Raw genomic sequence first — 19381 nt, forward strand, 5'->3', positions numbered from 1 at the left:
TGCTTTTTTTTCAAACTAGTCGGTGCTGATGCGTTCCATCGCCAATTTCTCCATGGGCTGAACATCAGCCTCCCGCCAATAAATGCGGGATGACTGGCGTCCTTGATCTGTTTTAAAGGCATCGGCTTATCCGTTTAGCGGTTTTTCTTCCATTCCTCGATTTGCCGCTGTTTCTCTGCAATTACTTTGTCTGCTCCAGCTTTATTCAGCTTATCCAGAAACTCAGGAAGCATCTTATCCGGATCTGCAGTTCCGCTTAACAGTGCGTCTTTATACTGGGCATAAACAGCATTTGTCTGCGCAATCTCCGACTTAATCGGATCGGGATTAAAGGTGAAGCCCAAGAGAGGTGACACCTTTGCTGTTTTGTTCAACTCAATCGTATCCTCCCAGATGCCTACAGCATCCGGCGACGTATAATACGCATTAAATTGATTGCCGAACATCCAATCCGTAACCGGATTATATCCATTGTTATCCTTTACTTTCTCGATAACATTGTCAGCAACTTTCTTGTAATGAACGCCTTCAATTCCGTTACATAACAAGTTGTATAACTGTTTATCGCTATTGATGAGTTCAAGGAACATCATGGCACGTTCGGGATTTTTGGAAGTGGAGCTAATCCCTGTCATTGTCGCAATGGAGCGGTTGGTCGTAATGATTGCTTTACTTAGAGGCTTGAATTTTTGATCTACGCCCAAAGACGCCTTGGCTTCCAGCTCAACTCCCGGCTTGATCGGCGAACCAATACCGAAGAGACTGATCTTTCCTGCTTTAGCATCTGCTGCTCTTTCCACGCTCGTATGCAGGGCCGCGTCTTTCGGGAAATAGCCCGCTTCATACCATTTGTGCATGAGCTCAGCAAAGTTTTTGAATTCATCCGTAGCATATTGATTGAATACTTTGGTTTCCGAGTCATCAAGCCGGATCCAACCAACGGAAGTATCCTCTCCAATACTGTCCATTCCGAAATAAGGAGGCTGACGCGTAAAGGGATCAGCATCATCCTTCGAATAATTCAGCGGAACAAAGGATTCGTTCCATTCTGCCAAATAAGGCTCCATATCCTCATATTTCTGAACGGAATCCAGATCGATTTTATACTTATCAATATAATTCTGATTTACCTGCAAACCATAAGGCATGGCAATAATTTGCCAATTAATGGCGCCGTAAATTTTCTTGTTTACCCTTGTTGCATCCCATACCGATGCAGGGACTGTGGATTTTAAGGTCGGGGCATATTCCGTCAACAAATCATCAAGCGGGAGAAGCGCCCCTTTGGAAACATTCTGGAAGTAATTATTGCTCCAAGGCGCTGTAAACATGAGATCAAAGGTGTCTCCGGCGCCAGTCATTACATTCATCTTCTGATCATAAGCACCCCAATCAAGAGGGATCAATTTAATCGTTGCATTAATCTTCGCTTGAACGATTTTGTTCATTTCATTCTGTACCATCTCAACATCTTTCATATTCTGCGGCGTATTAGGGAAATACCAGGTCAACTCAACCGGATCCAGTTTGCTTGTTGCCGGTTCATCAGCCCCTGCTCCGCTGCCTGGATTAGAAGCCGCTGGCGATGATGCCGTGTTTTCCCCCCCATTGTTTCCGCAAGCGCTAACAAAAATCATCAAGACAAGAAACAAATACGTGAATGCCATCTTGCTTTTCAACCTCATCCAAAACCCTCCTTATGTTTGCTGCCCACCTCAAACCCGATTGGCATATGCCTATACTAAAGTGTCGAAGGGAATTCTTTAAACGCTGAAAAGTTAATTTTAGATCAAAAACCATACTTCGGGCGGTCCGGAATTTAAACATCTGTACCGATTGTATAGATGTTATGGTTTATCCTGATTTAATTTCGTGTTTTTCAGCTTATATTCGCTTATCGTGACCCCAAACTTTTTCTTGAATGAGGTATAAAAGTACTTCTTATTATCGATTCCTACGCGATCCAGAATTGCTGCAAGCTGCTTGCCGTCCCCCATCTGCAACATTTCCAGCGCTTTTTCCATCCGGATATCCGATAAATACTCAGCCACCGATTGACCTTTCGTCTCCCTAAACACTTTTCCTATGTATATTTTCGACATATTCAACTTTTCCGATATGCTGTCCAACGTTAAATTCTTATCCGTATAGTTCTGTTTAATATGCTCTATTATCGTATCCACAAGCACCGTACTTCGTTTATCCTTCTTGGAGCTCACGATTCCTATGATGTAGGAGAATAATCCGTCGAACAGGTTTTTAATTTCTTCCAAGGTTTCTGCTTGTTGAATACGATGTATAAAGGAATTGTAATCGAGTTCAAACCGGTCCAGCCCATTAGATTCAATTAATTGTAAGCTGTCGTACACGGAATAGGTCAAATAACGCAGATTCGACATGACGTTCTCATAGGATCGGAGGTATAGTTTTGTCATGATTTCTTTAAAAATCGCTTCGATTTTCTCGGTTTTCCCGTGAATTAGAGCTTCATGCAAAAGTCCATCCTCGTGTGCCGAAATTTTATATGGATCTGCAATCTGATTATTGATCCTCTCAGGAGTAATTATAGATTGGTAGCCGAATAGTAACCGATAGTTGGAATCGCGCACAATTTCCATATACAAACGATGAATATCCGTTAAATTGCCCCCGGATCCGATTGTCGCAGTTAAGCTAACCCTTAGATGCTGGTCGCACCATAACTGAATGGACCTCGTCAGCGCAATGACTTTTTCAACTGCATCCTTCCCGGTTACAGGGTTTATATTCATGATCACGATAACTGTATCTTCTCCCATATCCACAGCCTCATTAACAAATTCCGCACTATAGGATTCGTTGGCCAAATTCCCAATGGAATAACGAAACAATTGACGGTCATTTTCCTGGAATTGAGTGCTGAACGTTTCGAAATGGTCGATCTTGAAAGAAATTAACATCACGCTTGTGTTGGGATCCAGAGAAATTTTATATTTCTGAAAAAGTGTCTGCACCTGATCCAGCTTACTCGTATCATGTAACAACAGATTGTATAAAACCTCTTGCTTCCGCTTTATCAACGTCCCTCTCATGGATACATAAGCCTCGGATATGGTCGCATTCAGAAAAATGACCTCGTTGGTTTTGGACTCCGCGGCGCTCGATGGAGTTAATAATTGACTCGCTTTACTGACTAGCTTCTGAATCGGCGCATATAGTCGCAAGGTCAGCAGAAACGTAACCAATAACCCCAACAAAAGCAGGCCTATTACTACTTTTATTGTATTGGCTCTAATCTTCTCAATATCGGAAATGACCTCTTCATAGGGGGTGACAAAGATAAATTTCCAACCCAGGGAGCCCGATGAAATGTAATTGACCATCACTTTCAAGCCATCCAGATTATCGATGAAATAGCCTGATTCCGCATGGAGCTTATTCCCGTTTTTTTCAGCCCATTGCGCAAAATGAATGCTGAGAGGATGACCCTGAGATGCGCTGATGATCGCTCCCTGGCTATCGATTACAAAGCTATCGCCTTGCGACCAAGTATCCCTCGTCCTCATGGCATTCGTAATATTTTGCAAATAGTCGCCCTTAATATTTACGATTATCGCGCCTTCAATTCCATCACTGTTCAAACTGGTATCGTACATAATATAAGTGAAAACCTTTATATTCTTCTCTGCGTCCTTCTCCCCAAAGGCGCTGTTAATCATCCGGGGAATGGGGACCAACCGGCTATTTTTCTGCAATTTGCTGTTCGCAAGCAGCGTCACCATTTCCTGATCATAGAAAGATTCCTGACCGAACATAAACTTGTCCCCTGTAGCGAGAACCCTTTTCATTTTACTATTGTAAATGTAAACCGATTGGACAAAGGAATTCGATTGGACCAGACGATTTAGCCTGTCCATCGCATCAATTAACTGTTGGTAATCTGAATCTGTCTGATACATCAGTGGAATCGTATTCGCGTCGCCATAGATAGACAATATAAAGTTCTTCGCGTTTTCGTTCATATGGTCTGCACTATAACTGATTTGCGAAAGAAATCTGCCATTATTATTCGTAACAGACTCCATACTGGATTTCTCAAAACTCTTATAGAGAACGACGGATAAAAAAATCGCCATCGCCGCGAGTACAATCATAAAATACACTAACATCTTCATAAACAGACTGGATTGTAGCAACAGTTTCATTTGAGCAACTCCTTTTTAACCTTTAACCGCACCGACTGTAAGCCCTTGCACAAAATACTTCTGAAAAAACATATAAATACAAGCGATCGGTCCAATAGCTAAAACAGCCATGGCCATTCTTGCAGATTCCGATGGAATTCTTAATAATTCTCCACCCAGTTGAGTGTTGGAAGACATGACCTCTATATTCGTCATCAAGGTCATAAGCAAATATTGCAGCGGCAGGAGTTTCCTGTCCTCGATGAAAAGCAGCCCTAAATACCAATCATTCCAATAGATAAGGGAAATAAACAGTCCCACTGTAGCCAGCACAGGGGTAGATAAAGGAATAATAATTTTGCGAAAAATAAACACTTCCCCTGCTCCGTCGATTTGAGCGGATTCAATCAAGGAGATAGGAATCGTCGCGAAGAACGTTCGCATCAACAGAACGTTGAAGGGCTGGATCAGATACGGAATAATTAAAGCCCAAATGGAGTCTTTGAGATGCAAATACTGGCTGACTAGAATGTAGAAGGGAACTAAACCGCCATTAAAAAGCATCGTAAAGAAAATATAAAATGAAAATGAAGATCTGAACATAAAGTCCGGACGGGACAATGGATAAGAGAGCAGAGCCGTCAATATTAGCGCAGTTATTGTTCCTCCTATTGTAACCATAATCGTGATCGCATAGGAATCAAAAAGTTGCTTGGAATCATTAAGGATAAAACGGTAAGCATCCAGGCTGAATTCCGCCGGAATTAAACGATATCCATGAAGGGTTAAGACATTTTCCGCCGTTAAGGAGGCAGATATGACGAGCCAAAGAGGAATAATGCATAGTAAAGAGAGTATACCAAGAACCGAATATAGAGCACTTTTCTCAAGAATTGATTTCATTCGTATATGATACATACGACAACCTCCCATATGATTTCTTTTACATTCCAGAGTAGGTCAGAGGGCTAAAAGAGCGCATTGTCTTTGTCAATCTTACGTACGATTGTATTAGAAACAAAAACGAGTACAAAACCGACAATAGCCTGATAGAAACCCGCAGCCGATGCCATGCCGAAGTCTCCAACCTTTCGTAACATTCTGAATACGTACGTATCGATGACATCGGTGGTAGGGTAGAGCATGCCCGAATCGCGCGTAACATTATAAAACAAACCGAAGTCTGCGTAAAAGATCCGGCCGATTTGCAGCAGCAGCATAATTGTAATAACAGGTGCGATCTGGGGCAGTGTAATATGAAAGATTTGCTTTATTTTAGTGGCTCCGTCTATCCGTGCGGCTTCGTAATACTCCGTGTTAATTCCCAGCATGCTGGCCAAATAAATAATGCTTGTGTATCCCGCACCTTTCCATATCGACACCAATACAAGAATGAGCGGCCAATAGGCCGGAGATGTAAACCAAGAAACCGATTCGATCCCAAAATGCTGTAGCATCTGGTTAACAAATCCATCCGTCGTCAGCATCGCATATACGAAATATCCCACCAGCACCCACGAGAGTAAGTAGGGTAAAAAATACGACGACTGGAACAGCGCGCCGAGGAACTTATTTTTGACTTCATACATGAGTAAAGCAAGAAATACGGACATGATGAGACCGCAAATAATAAACAAAGCATTCAGCATAAACGTATTGCCCGTTACTCTCCACACATCCTCGGTAGCAAACAAAAACTCAAAATTTTTAAAGCCAACCCACTTGCTCCCCCATATTCCATCGGCGTACCGATAGTCTTTAAAGGCAATGAATATGCCAAACATAGGCATATAGGAAAACAGAAGCAAGAACAACATTCCCGGCATTGTCATTAATATGAGCCAGCGATTTTTCCGAAGTCTCTGCAGTTTTTCTTTCATCAGCATGTTCTCTCCCATTCTGTTTTTTCTTTATTCCGTCTATGCCAATGTTACTCTCACTCCTGTAGGTTTTAAAAATACAAAAGATATGGTATTTACTTTGAAAGATACTTTGAGTGGCATAAAATCTATACATTTGCCCAAAATCTATCCCTCGTGCAATCACCATAGGATCAAACCCTCCGTGACCTCCAGAAATTTTAAAGTGCCAGGTTCCTGTACAGGGCCAGACCCCTTTTGAAAGCAAAAAAACACCACGTATAAGGTGGTGTTTGAATCTCCTGTTTAAGATGAGTTGTACGTTGCAGATGAGGGCTTTTCACCTTAATATGTAGCAGTACAGATTGTCCTTTAATATTTCTTATTTTAAAAAATTCAGGCCACTCATACTCCTCTTCCCTGTCGTTTTTTGACGGAAACATGCATTCAATAAGCGTTAAAAAAACGGTATATTGACGAAAAATATCGATTTCCATTTTCTACTGGTATATCTTCCAAATATCAGATATAACTAAATCATATAGGGCTGTTTTTCTAGTTGCTAGAAAGGTGGAGCTCTCATGAAATTCCGCACAAAACTATTTGGCGGGTTCGCCGCGGTTTTATTATTGCTGCTCATTTTTTCCTATCTTGTATTACGAACTTTTTTCATGATGAATCGGAACATGCACGGAATCGTCGATGATAATTATTCAAAGGTGAAGCTTGCCAACATCATCCAGGAAGAAATCAACAGCCTCAATACAGAAACAACCGAGCTCTTGCTGGATGTAAATTCAGATCGGGCAAATGAAAGATCGGCCAATATTGAGGCACTGAAATTTTCTCTGGATACGAATCTGAACGCGCTGGATCAAATGTTTGAAGACCAGCCGGATGCAAGTATATTGGCGCAGGAATTGCATCAGTTGACTGATCTATATGTCGAAAGCAATGATGCCGCGATCAAGCTTTTGTTGAATAAGAAGAAGGATCAGGCGATTCAATTGCACAACCGTGACACAGGACCCATCCGGCTCAAGCTGTTCCTGGGTCTCAAAGCGTTCAGCACGCTCCAGGAAAAAGGCATGGATCAATCCCTGATGAACTCAACCCGTACATATAGTTTTGCAATCCGCCTGGTAGTCGTGCTGCTTGTCATGACATTAATAGCCGGCATATTTGTCGCGATCTGGGTTTTAAGAAGTGTAATCAAGAGCTTGGGCTATATTGTTGCCGTCATGAAGGAAGCCGCAATGTCGGCAAATAACGATCTCCTTCCGCGTATAGAGGTCGCAACGAAGGATGAAATGGCCAGCATCGGTCATGCCTATAATATAATGGCCGAGGCTCTTGAAGATCATGCCAGATACCAGCAGCAGGCCAACCTGCTGCTGCAGGAGCAGAACTGGAACAAGACCATGGTGGCCGAAATTACGGCTATCTATCAAGGGATTCAGAATCTGAACGAGCTTGCTGGCAGGTTCATGTCCGCGCTTACCCCTGCTCTGGGGGCAAGTTATGGCGTTGTGTATCACCGTAAGGAGATCGAAGGCGGATCCACCCGATTTGTGAAAATCGGCGCATACGCGCCAGCGGCAAAAGATATTGGTGCGGACAGCTTCGGCCTCGGAGAAGGACTTGCTGGCCAATGCGCCGCGGAGAACAAACGGATTGTTCTTACCGGACCCCCGAACGAATACATCCATATCAGCTCCGCTCTGGGAACAGCCCCGCCCCGTCAAATCGTTATTGTGCCTGTACCGTATGAGTCGAGCGTGGTCGCCGTTATTGAACTTGCTTCCTTCCATCCTTTTACGCCGGCCCATTTACAGCTTCTGGAGGATTTGGCGGGCTTATTGGGTATCACGGTAAATAGCGTTTCCGGCCATATGCAAATTCAACAACTGCTGCATGAATCGCAAACTTTTACCGAGGAGCTGCAAACGCAGTCCGAAGAGCTGCAGCTGCAGCAGGAAGAGTTAAAAACCTTGAATGATCAATTGGGGGAACAAATCAAAGCTTCAGAGCAAAAAACGATTGAGCTGGAACATATCAAAGATGTATTGGAAGATAAAAACAAACATATCATGCTCGCCTCCGGATACAAGTCCGAGTTCCTGGCGAATATGTCGCATGAACTCCGGACACCGCTGAACAGCCTCCTGATCCTGTCCCAGCTGCTGGCCAAAAACACAGAAGGCAATTTGAACCTGAAGCAGGTCGAATATTCGCAAACCATTTTTTCCTCCGGAAAAAACTTGCTTGGGTTAATTAATGAGATTCTGGATCTATCGAAGATTGAATCCGGGAAGCTTGAAGTGAATTTCGCTTGGGTGCAGCTCTCGAATATCGTTGATTTTATCGAGCGGCAATATGAGCCGGTGGCAAGCGACAAAGACCTCCAGTTTCATATCAGCTTAGATGAGGATATTGCCGGCATCATGATTTATACCGATGGACAACGGCTGCAGCAAATCCTGCAAAATCTGCTGTCCAACGCCTTTAAATTTACGGAACAGGGAAGCGTTACCATGAGATTCTGCATGACCTCCAAAGAAGAAATAAATGAACCGTTGGCCGACTTGTTGACCGATTATGCGCTTGCCATCTCAGTACAAGACACAGGTATTGGTATTCCAAAGGACAAACATGCCGTTATTTTTGAGGCATTCCGACAAGCGGATGGAACAACCAGCCGTAAATATGGCGGGACCGGATTAGGGTTGTCTATCTGTCAGCAAATGGCCCAGCTATTGAACGGGTTTATCCGGATCGAAAGCGAGGAAGGTATCGGGAGCACCTTTACGTTGTATATTCCCACCGGTAAAGTCCCAAGCGAGTTGTCGGCTCCTTATGAGAACGAAGCGGCCGCAGCGCTGGTCATCAATAATGACAATTCCAATGAAAGATTCAAGGAGCAGATGGTCCCCTCGCTGGAGGGCAAGAAAATATTGATCGTCGATGATGATTTACGGAATATTTATGCGCTGACGACTGCCCTGGAGGCTCATCAGATCCGTATTATTTTTGCTGAAAACGGACAAGAGGGCATCCACCTGTTGCACCAGAACACCGATACCGACCTGATTCTCATGGATATTATGATGCCTACGATGGACGGTCACGAAGCGATCAGGGAAATCCGCAAAATCGACTCGTTTAAAACCTTGCCCATTATCGCGTTATCGGCTAAAGCGATGAAATATGACCGGGATAAATGCATGGAGGCAGGCGCAAATGATTATATCAGTAAACCGGTATTACTGGATCAGCTCTTGTCTTTAATACAGGTTTGGCTGTATAGACAGGAATCTTAATGACGAATCGCCATGGCCTGAGCCGATCCCGGATCGTCAAATTCGAAAGTGGACGGGGGTAAAAGCATGGAAAACAAGATTGATATTTTAATGGTGGATGACCTTCCCGAAAATTTATTGACGCTTGAAGCAGCTCTATCGTCGCCTGACTATCGTTTGATCGCTCTCCGATCGGGAGAGGACGCGCTGAGGTATACGATACGGGAGGATATGCAAAATGTGGCTGTCATTCTGCTGGATGTCCAGATGCCCGGGATGAATGGCTTTGAAACGGCCAAGCTGATCAAAAACAGAGAAAAAACGAAGGACATCCCGATCATTTTCATTACAGCCATCAATAAATCGGCGGATCATGTTATTCAAGGCTACAAAGCAGGTTCCATCGATTACATGTTCAAGCCCTTTCATCCTGATGTGCTTAAACTCAAAGTGGATGCATTCGTACAAATGCACCTCTTCCATCGAAATCAGTATGAGTACCTGGAGAAAATTGTGCACGAACGTACCAGGGAGCTCGTGATTGCCAATGAAGAGCGGCTGGCCTGGGAGAAAGAAATGGCCAAACTGGCCCGTCTTAATTTGATTGGCGAGATGGCGGCCGGCATCGCCCATGAAATCCGAAACCCGATGACAACTATTCGCGGTTTTTTGCAAATGTCAAAAAATAATCAAAATATGGCAGTTGAATATATTGATATTATGCTGGAGGAATTAAATAGAGCCAACGGCATCATTACGGAGTTTTTGTCTTTAGCCAAAAACAAAACAACCCATCTCGCACTGACCGATCTCAATGAGATTATATCCTCCATGTATCCGCTCATCCAGGCGGAAGCGATGCTCGCAGGCAAGCATTTTTATGTAAATTACGGAGAGATCACATGTTTGCAGTTGGATGAGAAGGAAATCCGCCAGCTCATTCTTAATATGGCTTTTAACGGTCTGGAGGCCATGTCACCGGATGGGGCGTTAACCATCAGCACTTCTATGGATGGCCCGGATATTTTATTGAAAATCGAGGATCAAGGCAGCGGTATCAAACCAGAATTGTTGGAAAAGCTGGGTACGCCATTCTTTACGACAAAGGAGAAAGGCACGGGACTTGGTCTTGCCGTTTGTTACAGTATCGCCGCACGTCATAATGCCGTTATCGATGTGACCAGCGGGGATGGCGGAACTGTTTTTCTTATCACGTTCAAGCAAGCTGAATAACATCGGAGAAGCTGCTGCAGCAGCTCCTCCATTATGCATTACTGACCGCCTCGTTCTTCCCTCCCAGCGCCACATACGAACGGATCGTTTCACAATGAATATCCTCTCCTAATGCATCCGCCTGGATTCTGGTGTGGAACAATGGTTTTGCCTTGGCACCAATAAACTACATTATAGCTATAAATGAGCACCCATCCCGATGGCACCGTTTACACGAAAATCGCCCGCATCTGCGACATGGCGGGGACCTTGCCGCTTCCGTCTCATGGCGGGTACGTGCTGGTCGATTCCTTGTTTACCAGCTCTCGTGTCATCGACAGCTACGCGGCGGCGGGGTATCACCTGATTGGGGCCTTGAAGACCAATTGAATTCTCTACCCACAAGGCATTCGGACCTCGGTACAAGACTTTGCTTCCCACATCCGGAAGGAAGACGTGCGCCTCGTGGCAGTGAACGGCTCTTCGTACTGGACGTATCGCTACGAAGGCGCGTTGAAGGCGCGTTGAACGAAATCGACAACGCCGTCGTTCTGCTGTGTTGGCCGGAACATGCATTCGAAAGAACCGAAATGCACTGACGGTTTGCGCTTGGTGCGCAAGCAAGTCCAACAGGACCGATTCTGAGCCCTTTATGAATGTGGACGAAGCGGCATCCCCTTTCATGTCGTTTGTGAGCAGTTTAAACTGGCTTAGAAACTGTCATTTTTTGTATCAGAATTTGCTCATTTATACGGGTATCGATTGGATCATCCCATCCAAGCCGATAACAGAATTCATGGTAGACTCCCTTCAAAGTTTAGCGCCGGCAACCTCTATATGGCTTGCAGTTCCACAGCATCGCTTGTTATGCGGGATCTTCGTCTCAACCAGCTTAAACATGGTTTCTACAGGTAGGGGGCGGTCAGTTTTAGCAACGGGTTACAGACCCAGGGATACGACCAGCCTGCTCCGGCTACCGAGAAATACACCACTACAATGAAAAGTGGTCAACCAGTAAATACTGGCTGACCTCATAATACGACGGGTACTTAAGGAGCCGCACAGTGGCTCCTTTGTTTATTTTAATCTTGAAAGCATAACTTTGCCTTGGATCCCACCCTATTGATCGCTTGACCGCAACCTTTGAATATTGCTCAACATTAGGATTCAATTTGGTTCTTTCATTTTGTTCATTTCATCTAATGTCATCTCGTTACACTTCCTGATAAAGTCAATGATCAGTAGCATTTCCTGCTCGGTGTATTGTGTGATGATCTTGAGCGTCGAATGAATGACCGATTGGAACATGGGCGAGATATCGCCCGAGCCTTCCGGTGCAGGCTTGACAACAACACGTCTTCGATCATTCAGATCCTTGTCCCTAATAACATAGCCTGCTTGCTCCAATCGATCGATGACACTTGTCACAGCTCCCGTAGTCAACCCGGTTAATTGCGCCAGCTGGCCGGCAGTTACCGGACCGGTGCGATTCAGGAAATCAAGGCATTTGTGATCGGTCGCGTTTAGACCCAATTTCTCAGAGATCAATTGATGAAACATGACGGCTCTCGCGCTGTTTTGCCGCAATTCGTGGATTAGTGCCTTTTGTGAAGAAGTGATCTCGGGAAAATCCAAAGGAAAGTTATCCCTTGACATATCGTAACCTCCAAGCTATCATCTAAATATCTTGATAAATTAAGATATAATATAAATCGAGATAATTAGGGAATTAAGTTTCTTACCATCCAAAGTATAACACACGATCCATGCACGGCCAAACAAATTCACTTATGGAGAGGACAATTCAAAATGACAAATCAAGAAGATCTGAAAGCAATCGGGGCATTATTTGAAAAGTTAAGCAATTCTTGGAACATGGGCGACGGGGTGGCTTTCGGCAATTGCTTTACGGAAGACGCCGATTATGTGACGTTCACTGGTCAGCATCTGAAGGGGAGAAAACAAATTAGCGATGTCCATCAAATGCTGTTTGGCGGCCCTCTTAAAGGTTCCATCCTATTATCTAGTGCTTCTTCCGATTTACAGCCGCGCTTTATTGCGTTCGATGTTGCGATCGTTCATGCAATTGGGGAGGTACGGCTCGCTGAGCCCGCTCAAGATCCTAAAGATAGAGGATCCATCAATACGAATGTAGTTATGAAGCACAACGGAGATTGGAAACTGACTGCTTTCCATAATTGCCGTATCCAAGAGATTCCGGGTGGCAAGCGTTAATATAATTTCCCAAACAAGAACATAGGGCCTCTGCGGTCTGATAGGAGTGATCAATTTGGATTATGGTTTGAATGGAAAGGTCGTTTTGGTTACCGGAGGCTCGCGAGGAATCGGTAAAGCATCCGCCGTAAAATTCGCCGAAGAAGGCGCCCGCGTCTTTATTACTTATTCTACTAACCGTGACCTGGCTTGCTTGACAGTTGACGAAATCCAGCAGTCTGGCGGATTCTGCAAAGCGCTGCAACTATCTTTGGATAATCGGCAAAGCATTGATACTGCCATCGAACAAATAAATAAAGAGAATAATCAGCTGGATGTACTCGTAAATAACGCTGTATTCTGGGGAGAGGAAACATCTATAGAAGATAGTTCGAGTGAGCGTTGGTTTTCCGTTATCGATCAGACCGTTAAAGGAACATATCTGATTACGAGAGCGGCTGTTCCACTAATGAAACAAGGGAAATGGGGCCGGCTTATCCATATTTCCTCCAGTTTGGTTCGGGACGGTAAACCAAATGAAACGGCAAATCTCACAAGTAAAGCGGCTTTGCACGGGTTCAGCCGGTCCTTGGCGGTAGAATTGGCGACTGATGGCATTTACTCCAATGTGGTAATCCCTGAGTTAACACTTTCAGAGTGGGTATCCAACGTTTTTCCGTCGAATGTGCTGGATGGATACGCTCAATCTTTTCCGACAAGAAGACTGGGTACCCCGGAAGATGTCGCCAACCTGATTGTTTACTTGGGCTCGGCAGCCAATAGTTTTGTCAATGGGGAAGAGATCCGTGTCACAGGTGGAAAATGAAAGGGGAAACAAATGATGAATAGCGGAGTAAGAGATCCCTTGGAGAAAATAAATCTGATAACTGGTTCAATAAGCGCCATTGCTGGCGGGCTCGGGTATTTGCTGCTGGGATTCGCCCATGGTGATATGCCCAGCGATCCCCTGCAAGCTCTCCAACATGTCAGTCATAATGAAAATTGGCAGCTGATTCATATCAGCACTATCCTCTCCGTTTTACTATGGGTAGTTGCCTTTATCTGCTTGGCTCATTCCCTCCGTACCAGAGCTGCAGCTTCGATGTTCGGAAAGTTGTCCGTCGCCAGCATTACTATCGGAGCCGCAATATTCGCTATCGATTACGCCATAGACGGGCACACCTTACCGGCTTTGGCCAGAGCCTATGAAGCGGCTAGTTCATCGGCTGATAAAGAGAGAATTTATAACGCATTCTATACTCTGTTCTCCGGATTAGGGGCTACCTTCCCGCTCTATATCGGCTTTTTGTTTGGGTTGCCGTTCTTACTGGCAGGAATCGCTGTTAGCTGCAGTAAGCTATTCCCAAGATGGCTAGGCTGGATTGCAGTGATAGGTGGATTAGGTAATTTCATCGCGGGTTTTACGATGTTTATTGATCGACCTATCATACCGGAAGAAATGGTCTTCGGGGGATTCGGGCTGATCCTCAATATTTGGCTGGTAGTAATAGGAATTCTTATGTGGAGAAAGAACAAGTGATTCCTCATCGCAAGACAAATTTGAGCCAAATTAACATATGCCCGCAGTCGGAATGACTGTTTAAAAAGAATTGAAGCATGTTTGGTTGGGTATCCTCAGTATTTTTTGATGTGGCATCACTGAACAGGTGCAATCAAGTCGTTTCGCTAACGCAGAACAATAGTTTAAAGAACCAGGAGCAGTTTGCTGTCGGCAATTGCTCCATTTTTATTAACTATAAATGAGCAAAAATGGATACAGAAAATTCCAGTGGTAGTTAAGCCAATTTAAACTTTTCACCGAACAGCGTGAAAAGGAATACCGTTCGTTTACGTATCCAGAGAAATATCCGTGCATAAAAAAGCACGAAGGGCTTTGGGCTCTCCAAACGCTTGCTCCGGCCAACATAGGAGAACCACGGCATTTTCAATGTCATTTAAGGCGCCCTCATAACGGTACGTCCAGTACGAAGTCCCGTTCACGGTCACGAGGCGAACGTCTTCTTTGCGGATATAAGCGGCAAAGTCCTGTACCGAAATGCGGATGCCTTGCGGATAGATGATCCGATAGGTGGTAGCCTGCGGCAGCATAGCTGTCGATCACATGCGCACAGGTAAACCAGGTATCGACCAGCACATAGCCACCATGAAGCGGAAGCGTAGCGGCCGTATCGCACACGTGATCGATTTTTGTATAGACCGTGCCATCGAGCCGCGTTTTCGTTTTGTCATACAAATCAATGGAATGAATGAGTGAGTGACCGGCTTGGAAAAATAGAGCGGCAACCGGTGTTGCAGCAAATAGTTGCGCAGCGTGGCATGATCGGGTACGATGGCGGTATGAGACAGCGATTTCTCCTCGTGTAAAAATGCGTTGTGGTGACTACTTTTTACCACAAGGAGATCGCTTTGTCTCTATTCTTTTGATTTTACAGTTTACTGGAAGCGAATATGCTCATTTATAGATTATAGAATAAAGAGATGATAAAGCAGCTATACAGCAGCTATATTTGCGGTATAGTCGTTAGGGAACAGAATTCGTTTGGAAAGGGGAATTACTATGGAAGTTGGCGTCATTCACACGATTCAACCGGTTCATCGGAAAATATGTTTAACCCTGTCAGCGAGTTTGGGCTTACGGTATGTCAGCTCTGCTGCTGGGACACCACGTATGCGACACCTGAGATAGCCGAGCGCGTCATCAGGGAGGCCAAGGAAGCCAATGTACGGATATGCGCATTCTGGGCAGGCGTGCCTGGCCCGCAGCATTGGAACTTCACCGAGGGGCCGGTTACACTCGGCCTGGTTCCGCAGGCATACCGTGCTGAACTGGTCAAAGCGCTGAAGCAATGGGCCGATTTTGCCCAATGGATTGGAGCGCCCGCCATTATCACGCATTGCGGCTTTATTCCCGAGAATCTGACGGACCCGGAATATCCGGCCGTAGTTGAAGCGATCCGCGAGGTAGCGCTTTATTGCGAGAGCAAAGGAATCGGCCTCTGGTTTGAGACGGGACAGGAAACGCCTATTGTCCTGCTGCGCACGATTGAACGTGTTGGCACACCCAATCTGGGCATCAATATGGATCCGGCGAATTTGATTTTGTACGGCAAAGGTAACCCGATCGATGCGCTGGATGTATTCGGACGGTACGTCCGCAACATTCATGTCAAAGACGGCATGTATCCGACGGATGGGGATCATTTGGGCGAGGAAGTTAGGGCAGGCGAAGGCAAGGTCGAGTTTCCTCTCTTTATAAGCAAGCTCAAGCAAATCGGCTTTACCGGGGAATTGATTATTGAACGCGAAATATCCGGCCAGGAGCAGCATGATGATATCCGCAGAACGATGGTGGATTTGCAGACTTGGCTGCAAGCGTGACGATAGCGGTGTGCTGTCCATCAGGATTACATATATAGTCTACACAGCTGCCCTCCATAAGCCGGACTGGTTTGTGGATGGCAGCTGTGGCTATCAGCTCCTGCATAATCGATGCGCTTGTTCCGCCAGATGCTCCAACAACAATAGCTTTTTTCAGGGGTATCAACCTCTCTTCCTCAACTTGTTATGGATCAATCACTAACTCGCTCCCCGGAAAGCATCCAGCACCATCTGGCAGACATTCCGGAATCCGTCTCTCATATCGGAATTGAATTTGTGGAGCAATGAATGCGAAACGGCAGGTCGCTGCTCGGAGGCAATCACTACGAAGTTTAACGTTGTAACTCCCGGCTGAATGGCATCTCCTTCTGGCAGCATAACCGCTTCTTTCTATCGTGTTTATTTCACAAAACCCAGCTTGTTTATTAAAGATGCATACATCTCTGCTTTTTTCTCAATCGTGATCTCTCCAAGAATGGTATACTCATCCCCATATATATCGGAAGTCTCTAACTTATCCCTCATCTTATCCAGGTACTCCTCAACCTTCATGATGAGTCTGGCCGGATTCCCCGCGACCACACATCCCTCCGGAACAGACTTGGTCACAACAGATCCGGCGGCTACAATCGAGCTCTGGCCAATCGTCACACCCGGCATAACAATGGCCCTTGCCCCAATAAAAACATTGTCTTCTATCACAATGCTTCCGACTTTAGCATAATTCAAACGGCGTTTGGTGCTTGCATCATGCGCCAATAAATAAGCTTGCGGAGCGATCGTAACATTATCACCGATGCTGATGAGCCAGCAATGGGAATAATCAAATGTAACCTGCGGCTGGATGGAGCAGTTTTTCCCCACTTTCATTCCCAATTTCATATAATCCTCTAGCCATATTTCATCCAAAAGGTACTTTCTGATTCGGGCTTTGATAAAATACAACACTTTTTTGATCATTTTATTACCTGCCCCCTCCGTTCGTTATTAAGAACATTATACCAACAGAAAAGAGGGCTGTCTGCTTCCGATTCTTTATTTTGATTTTTATAATAAAGTGGAGCATAAAGCTGCTGCGCAGCAGTAATAATTGCGGTATAGTCATTAGGTGACCGAATTCGTTTTGAAAGGGGAATTTCTATGGAAATTGGCGTCATTCACACGATTCAACCGGATTCATCGGAAAATATGTTTAATCCTGTCAGCGAATTTGGGCTTACGGTATGCCAGCTTTGCTGTTGGGACACTACGTATGCGACACCCGAGATGGCCGAGCGCGTCATCAGGGAAGCTAAGGAAGCCAATGTGCGGATATGCGCATTCTGGGCAGGCGTGCCAGGCCCGCAGCAATGGAACTTCACCGAGGGGCCGGTGACACTCGGACTGGTTCCGCAGGCGTACCGCGCCGAACGGGTCAAAGCTTTGAAGCAATGGGCCGATTTTGCCCAGTGGATCGGAGCTCCCGCCATCATCACGCATTGCGGCTTTATTCCCGAGAATCTGACGGACCCGGAATATCCGGCCGTAGTCGAGGCGATCCGCGAGGTTGCGCTTTATTGCGAGAGCAAAGGAATCGGCTTCTGGTTTGAGACCGGTCAGGAAACGCCTATTGTCCTGCTGCGCACGATTGAACGTGTCGGCACATCCAATCTGGGCATCAATATGGATCCGGCGAATTTGGTTTTGTACGGCAAAGGCAATCCGATCGATGCGCTGGATGTATTTGGACGGTACGTCCGCAATATTCATGTCAAAGACGGCATGTATCCGACGGACGGAGATCATTTGGGCAAGGAAGTAAGGGCAGGCGAAGGCAAAGTCGAGTTTCCCCTCTTCATGAGCAGGCTCAAGCAAATCGGCTTTACCGGTGAACTGATTATTGAACGCGAAATTTCCGGCCAGGAGCAGAAGGATGATATACGCAGGACGATGACGGATTTGCAGACCTGGCTGCAAGCATGACGATAGCGATGTGCTATCCATCAGGATTGTCTATATAACTTGCACAGCTGCCATCCGACAAGCCAGTCTGGTTTGCGGATGGCAGCTGTGGCTATCAGCCGATGATCATGGGTTTTGGCTTCTGAATCCTTCCAGCAATAACGATATCACGGCCTTCGTTTCCTCCAGGGCCTGTGGGTGATCCGGATTGTGGGCATTCCACAACGTGATTTCATTCAGAGCGCCAGAGATTAAGTGCGTCATGGCATCGATGGAAACCGGTTTGAGGAAGCCTTTCTGTTTCATGACAAGAAGCTGTTCGCGCAAAGAGCGCATGGAATTTTTCTCATCCAACGAACGCCAGACTTCCCACCCTAACACAGCAGGACCGTCAATAAGCATGATCCGCTTGTTTTGATTCTCCACTGCGGCAGCTACGAATGCGCAGCATCCAATCTCCAGTTGTTCCCAGACATCCCCGCTCTTCGAAGCCTCCTGTTCCACCCGTTCCGCCACTGCTTGGTGGGCGGATTCAAATACGATGCGAAACAGCCCCTTCTTATTGCGAAAATGATGATATACCGCTCCCCGGGTTAACTGCGCCTCGTGAACAATCGATTCCAATGCCGCATCCGCATACCCATATTCCGTAAAATGTGTTCTGGCAATTTCGATCAGCTTGCGAATCGTTTCATTGGTTTCTGCTTTGTTTTTTTTCATCCCGCATTCATGCTCCTGTTTGTCCATCCTCTGTTTTGGTCCAAATATCCTCCGTGTATTGACTACTGAAGGATTCCGCAGGTGGAATGATCGCGATAATATCGATTAATATCCCATTAGGATCGCTGGTAATGAAGTGCCGTTGTCCGAAATCTTCATCCCGAATATCCAACTGCAGCGGAAGCTTGGCCGTTCGAATCAGCCGGTCGTATTCCGCATCCGCATCCTCCACTTCAAAGTTCAGAACCAATCCGCTCGTCCCCTTACCAAACGGAACTGGCAGAGTGGGGTGAGAAGCGTCAAGAACAGCCAACTCGAAGGGTAGCACGCTGCTGGTCATCTTGAGGCTGACATACCAGTCGGTTTCAAATACCGGCTCAAAACCGAAATGCTCCCTGTAGAATGCGGATGTAACCGCGACTTGTTCAGTCAGAATAACGGGATAAAAGCTGTTTACTTTCATAATAGATACCTCCCAGACTGGAATTTAAAACCACTTTAACATACATACAGTATGTATGTAAATGCCCCATATCGTATCAGCGGGATTTAATGATAAAAAAGCCGATCCACG

At 45.6% G+C, this 19381-nt stretch carries 16 protein-coding genes and 2 pseudogenes; 8 read left to right on the forward strand and 10 right to left on the reverse strand.

Annotated features, from left to right (window positions below):
- Nucleotides 1-134: 134 nt before the first annotated feature.
- From IEY46_RS19750 to IEY46_RS19765, 4 genes are all read right to left on the reverse strand, one after another.
- Nucleotides 135-1685 carry an ABC transporter substrate-binding protein gene (locus IEY46_RS19750; protein WP_188994224.1) on the reverse strand — a complete coding sequence of 517 codons (1551 nt, stop codon included), beginning with the start codon at nucleotides 1683-1685 and terminating at the stop codon, nucleotides 135-137.
- 162 nt (nucleotides 1686-1847) lie between these two features.
- Nucleotides 1848-4184 (reverse strand): AraC family transcriptional regulator, encoded by a 2337-nt coding sequence (locus IEY46_RS19755; protein WP_188994226.1) that lies wholly within the window; start codon nucleotides 4182-4184, stop codon nucleotides 1848-1850.
- Between the two features lie 15 nt (nucleotides 4185-4199).
- A complete protein-coding gene (locus tag IEY46_RS19760; RefSeq protein WP_229750414.1) occupies nucleotides 4200-5081 on the reverse strand; it encodes a carbohydrate ABC transporter permease in 882 nt (293 codons plus the stop codon).
- Between the two features lie 50 nt (nucleotides 5082-5131).
- Entirely contained in the window at nucleotides 5132-6043 is a 912-nt protein-coding gene (locus tag IEY46_RS19765) for an ABC transporter permease (protein WP_308422822.1), read from the reverse strand.
- Nucleotides 6044-6603: 560 nt separating this feature from the next.
- On the opposite strand from IEY46_RS19765, the gene IEY46_RS19775 reads away from it, so the two are divergent.
- From IEY46_RS19775 to IEY46_RS37225, 3 genes and pseudogenes are all read left to right on the forward strand, one after another.
- Nucleotides 6604-9342: an ATP-binding protein gene (locus tag IEY46_RS19775; RefSeq protein ID WP_188994232.1), complete on the forward strand. Its 2739-nt coding sequence runs from the start codon at nucleotides 6604-6606 to the stop codon at nucleotides 9340-9342.
- A gap of 66 nt (nucleotides 9343-9408) precedes the next feature.
- On the forward strand, nucleotides 9409-10554 hold the full coding sequence (locus tag IEY46_RS19780; RefSeq protein ID WP_188994234.1) for a response regulator: 1146 nt from the start codon (nucleotides 9409-9411) through the stop codon (nucleotides 10552-10554).
- 189 nt (nucleotides 10555-10743) lie between these two features.
- Nucleotides 10744-11247: pseudogene (locus tag IEY46_RS37225) on the forward strand (hypothetical protein); the annotation flags it as partial.
- Nucleotides 11248-11700: 453 nt separating this feature from the next.
- Here IEY46_RS37225 and IEY46_RS19785 read toward each other — a convergent pair.
- Nucleotides 11701-12189 (reverse strand): MarR family transcriptional regulator, encoded by a 489-nt coding sequence (locus tag IEY46_RS19785; protein WP_188994236.1) that lies wholly within the window; start codon nucleotides 12187-12189, stop codon nucleotides 11701-11703.
- Between the two features lie 153 nt (nucleotides 12190-12342).
- Between IEY46_RS19785 and IEY46_RS19790 the strand changes: the two genes are divergently transcribed.
- The 3 genes from IEY46_RS19790 to IEY46_RS19800 are packed head-to-tail and all read left to right on the forward strand — an operon-like array spanning nucleotide 12343 to nucleotide 14287.
- Nucleotides 12343-12768 carry an SgcJ/EcaC family oxidoreductase gene (locus IEY46_RS19790; RefSeq protein WP_188994238.1) on the forward strand — a complete coding sequence of 142 codons (426 nt, stop codon included), beginning with the start codon at nucleotides 12343-12345 and terminating at the stop codon, nucleotides 12766-12768.
- 55 nt (nucleotides 12769-12823) lie between these two features.
- Entirely contained in the window at nucleotides 12824-13573 is a 750-nt protein-coding gene (locus IEY46_RS19795; protein ID WP_188994240.1) for an SDR family NAD(P)-dependent oxidoreductase, read from the forward strand.
- A 12-nt stretch (nucleotides 13574-13585) separates the two neighbouring features.
- Nucleotides 13586-14287: a DUF4386 family protein gene (locus IEY46_RS19800; protein WP_229750417.1), complete on the forward strand. Its 702-nt coding sequence runs from the start codon at nucleotides 13586-13588 to the stop codon at nucleotides 14285-14287.
- 311 nt (nucleotides 14288-14598) lie between these two features.
- Here IEY46_RS19800 and IEY46_RS19805 read toward each other — a convergent pair.
- Nucleotides 14599-15052 (reverse strand): annotated as a pseudogene (locus IEY46_RS19805) (IS701 family transposase); the annotation flags it as partial.
- A 194-nt stretch (nucleotides 15053-15246) separates the two neighbouring features.
- Between IEY46_RS19805 and IEY46_RS19810 the strand changes: the two are divergent.
- Nucleotides 15247-16146: a sugar phosphate isomerase/epimerase family protein gene (locus IEY46_RS19810; protein WP_188994246.1), complete on the forward strand. Its 900-nt coding sequence runs from the start codon at nucleotides 15247-15249 to the stop codon at nucleotides 16144-16146.
- A 198-nt stretch (nucleotides 16147-16344) separates the two neighbouring features.
- Here IEY46_RS19810 and IEY46_RS19815 read toward each other — a convergent pair whose 3' ends face one another.
- The gene (locus IEY46_RS19815) at nucleotides 16345-16524 is read right to left on the reverse strand and encodes a hypothetical protein (protein WP_188994248.1); all 180 of its coding nucleotides are present in this window, start codon (nucleotides 16522-16524) and stop codon (nucleotides 16345-16347) included.
- A gap of 21 nt (nucleotides 16525-16545) precedes the next feature.
- Nucleotides 16546-17106, reverse strand: coding sequence for an acyltransferase (locus IEY46_RS19820; protein WP_188994250.1), 561 nt, complete (start codon nucleotides 17104-17106; stop codon nucleotides 16546-16548).
- Between the two features lie 180 nt (nucleotides 17107-17286).
- Between IEY46_RS19820 and IEY46_RS19825 the strand changes: the two genes are divergently transcribed.
- Nucleotides 17287-18108 carry a sugar phosphate isomerase/epimerase family protein gene (locus IEY46_RS19825; protein ID WP_188994251.1) on the forward strand — a complete coding sequence of 274 codons (822 nt, stop codon included), beginning with the start codon at nucleotides 17287-17289 and terminating at the stop codon, nucleotides 18106-18108.
- A 105-nt stretch (nucleotides 18109-18213) separates the two neighbouring features.
- Here IEY46_RS19825 and IEY46_RS19830 read toward each other — a convergent pair whose 3' ends face one another.
- Nucleotides 18214-18807 carry a TetR/AcrR family transcriptional regulator gene (locus IEY46_RS19830; protein WP_188994253.1) on the reverse strand — a complete coding sequence of 198 codons (594 nt, stop codon included), beginning with the start codon at nucleotides 18805-18807 and terminating at the stop codon, nucleotides 18214-18216.
- 7 nt (nucleotides 18808-18814) lie between these two features.
- Nucleotides 18815-19270: a VOC family protein gene (locus tag IEY46_RS19835; protein WP_188994255.1), complete on the reverse strand. Its 456-nt coding sequence runs from the start codon at nucleotides 19268-19270 to the stop codon at nucleotides 18815-18817.
- Nucleotides 19271-19381: the final 111 nt, after the last annotated feature.

The sequence above is a fragment of the Paenibacillus nasutitermitis genome, from assembly GCF_014641075.1.
GTDB classification, from domain to species: domain Bacteria; phylum Bacillota; class Bacilli; order Paenibacillales; family Paenibacillaceae; genus Paenibacillus_Z; species Paenibacillus_Z nasutitermitis.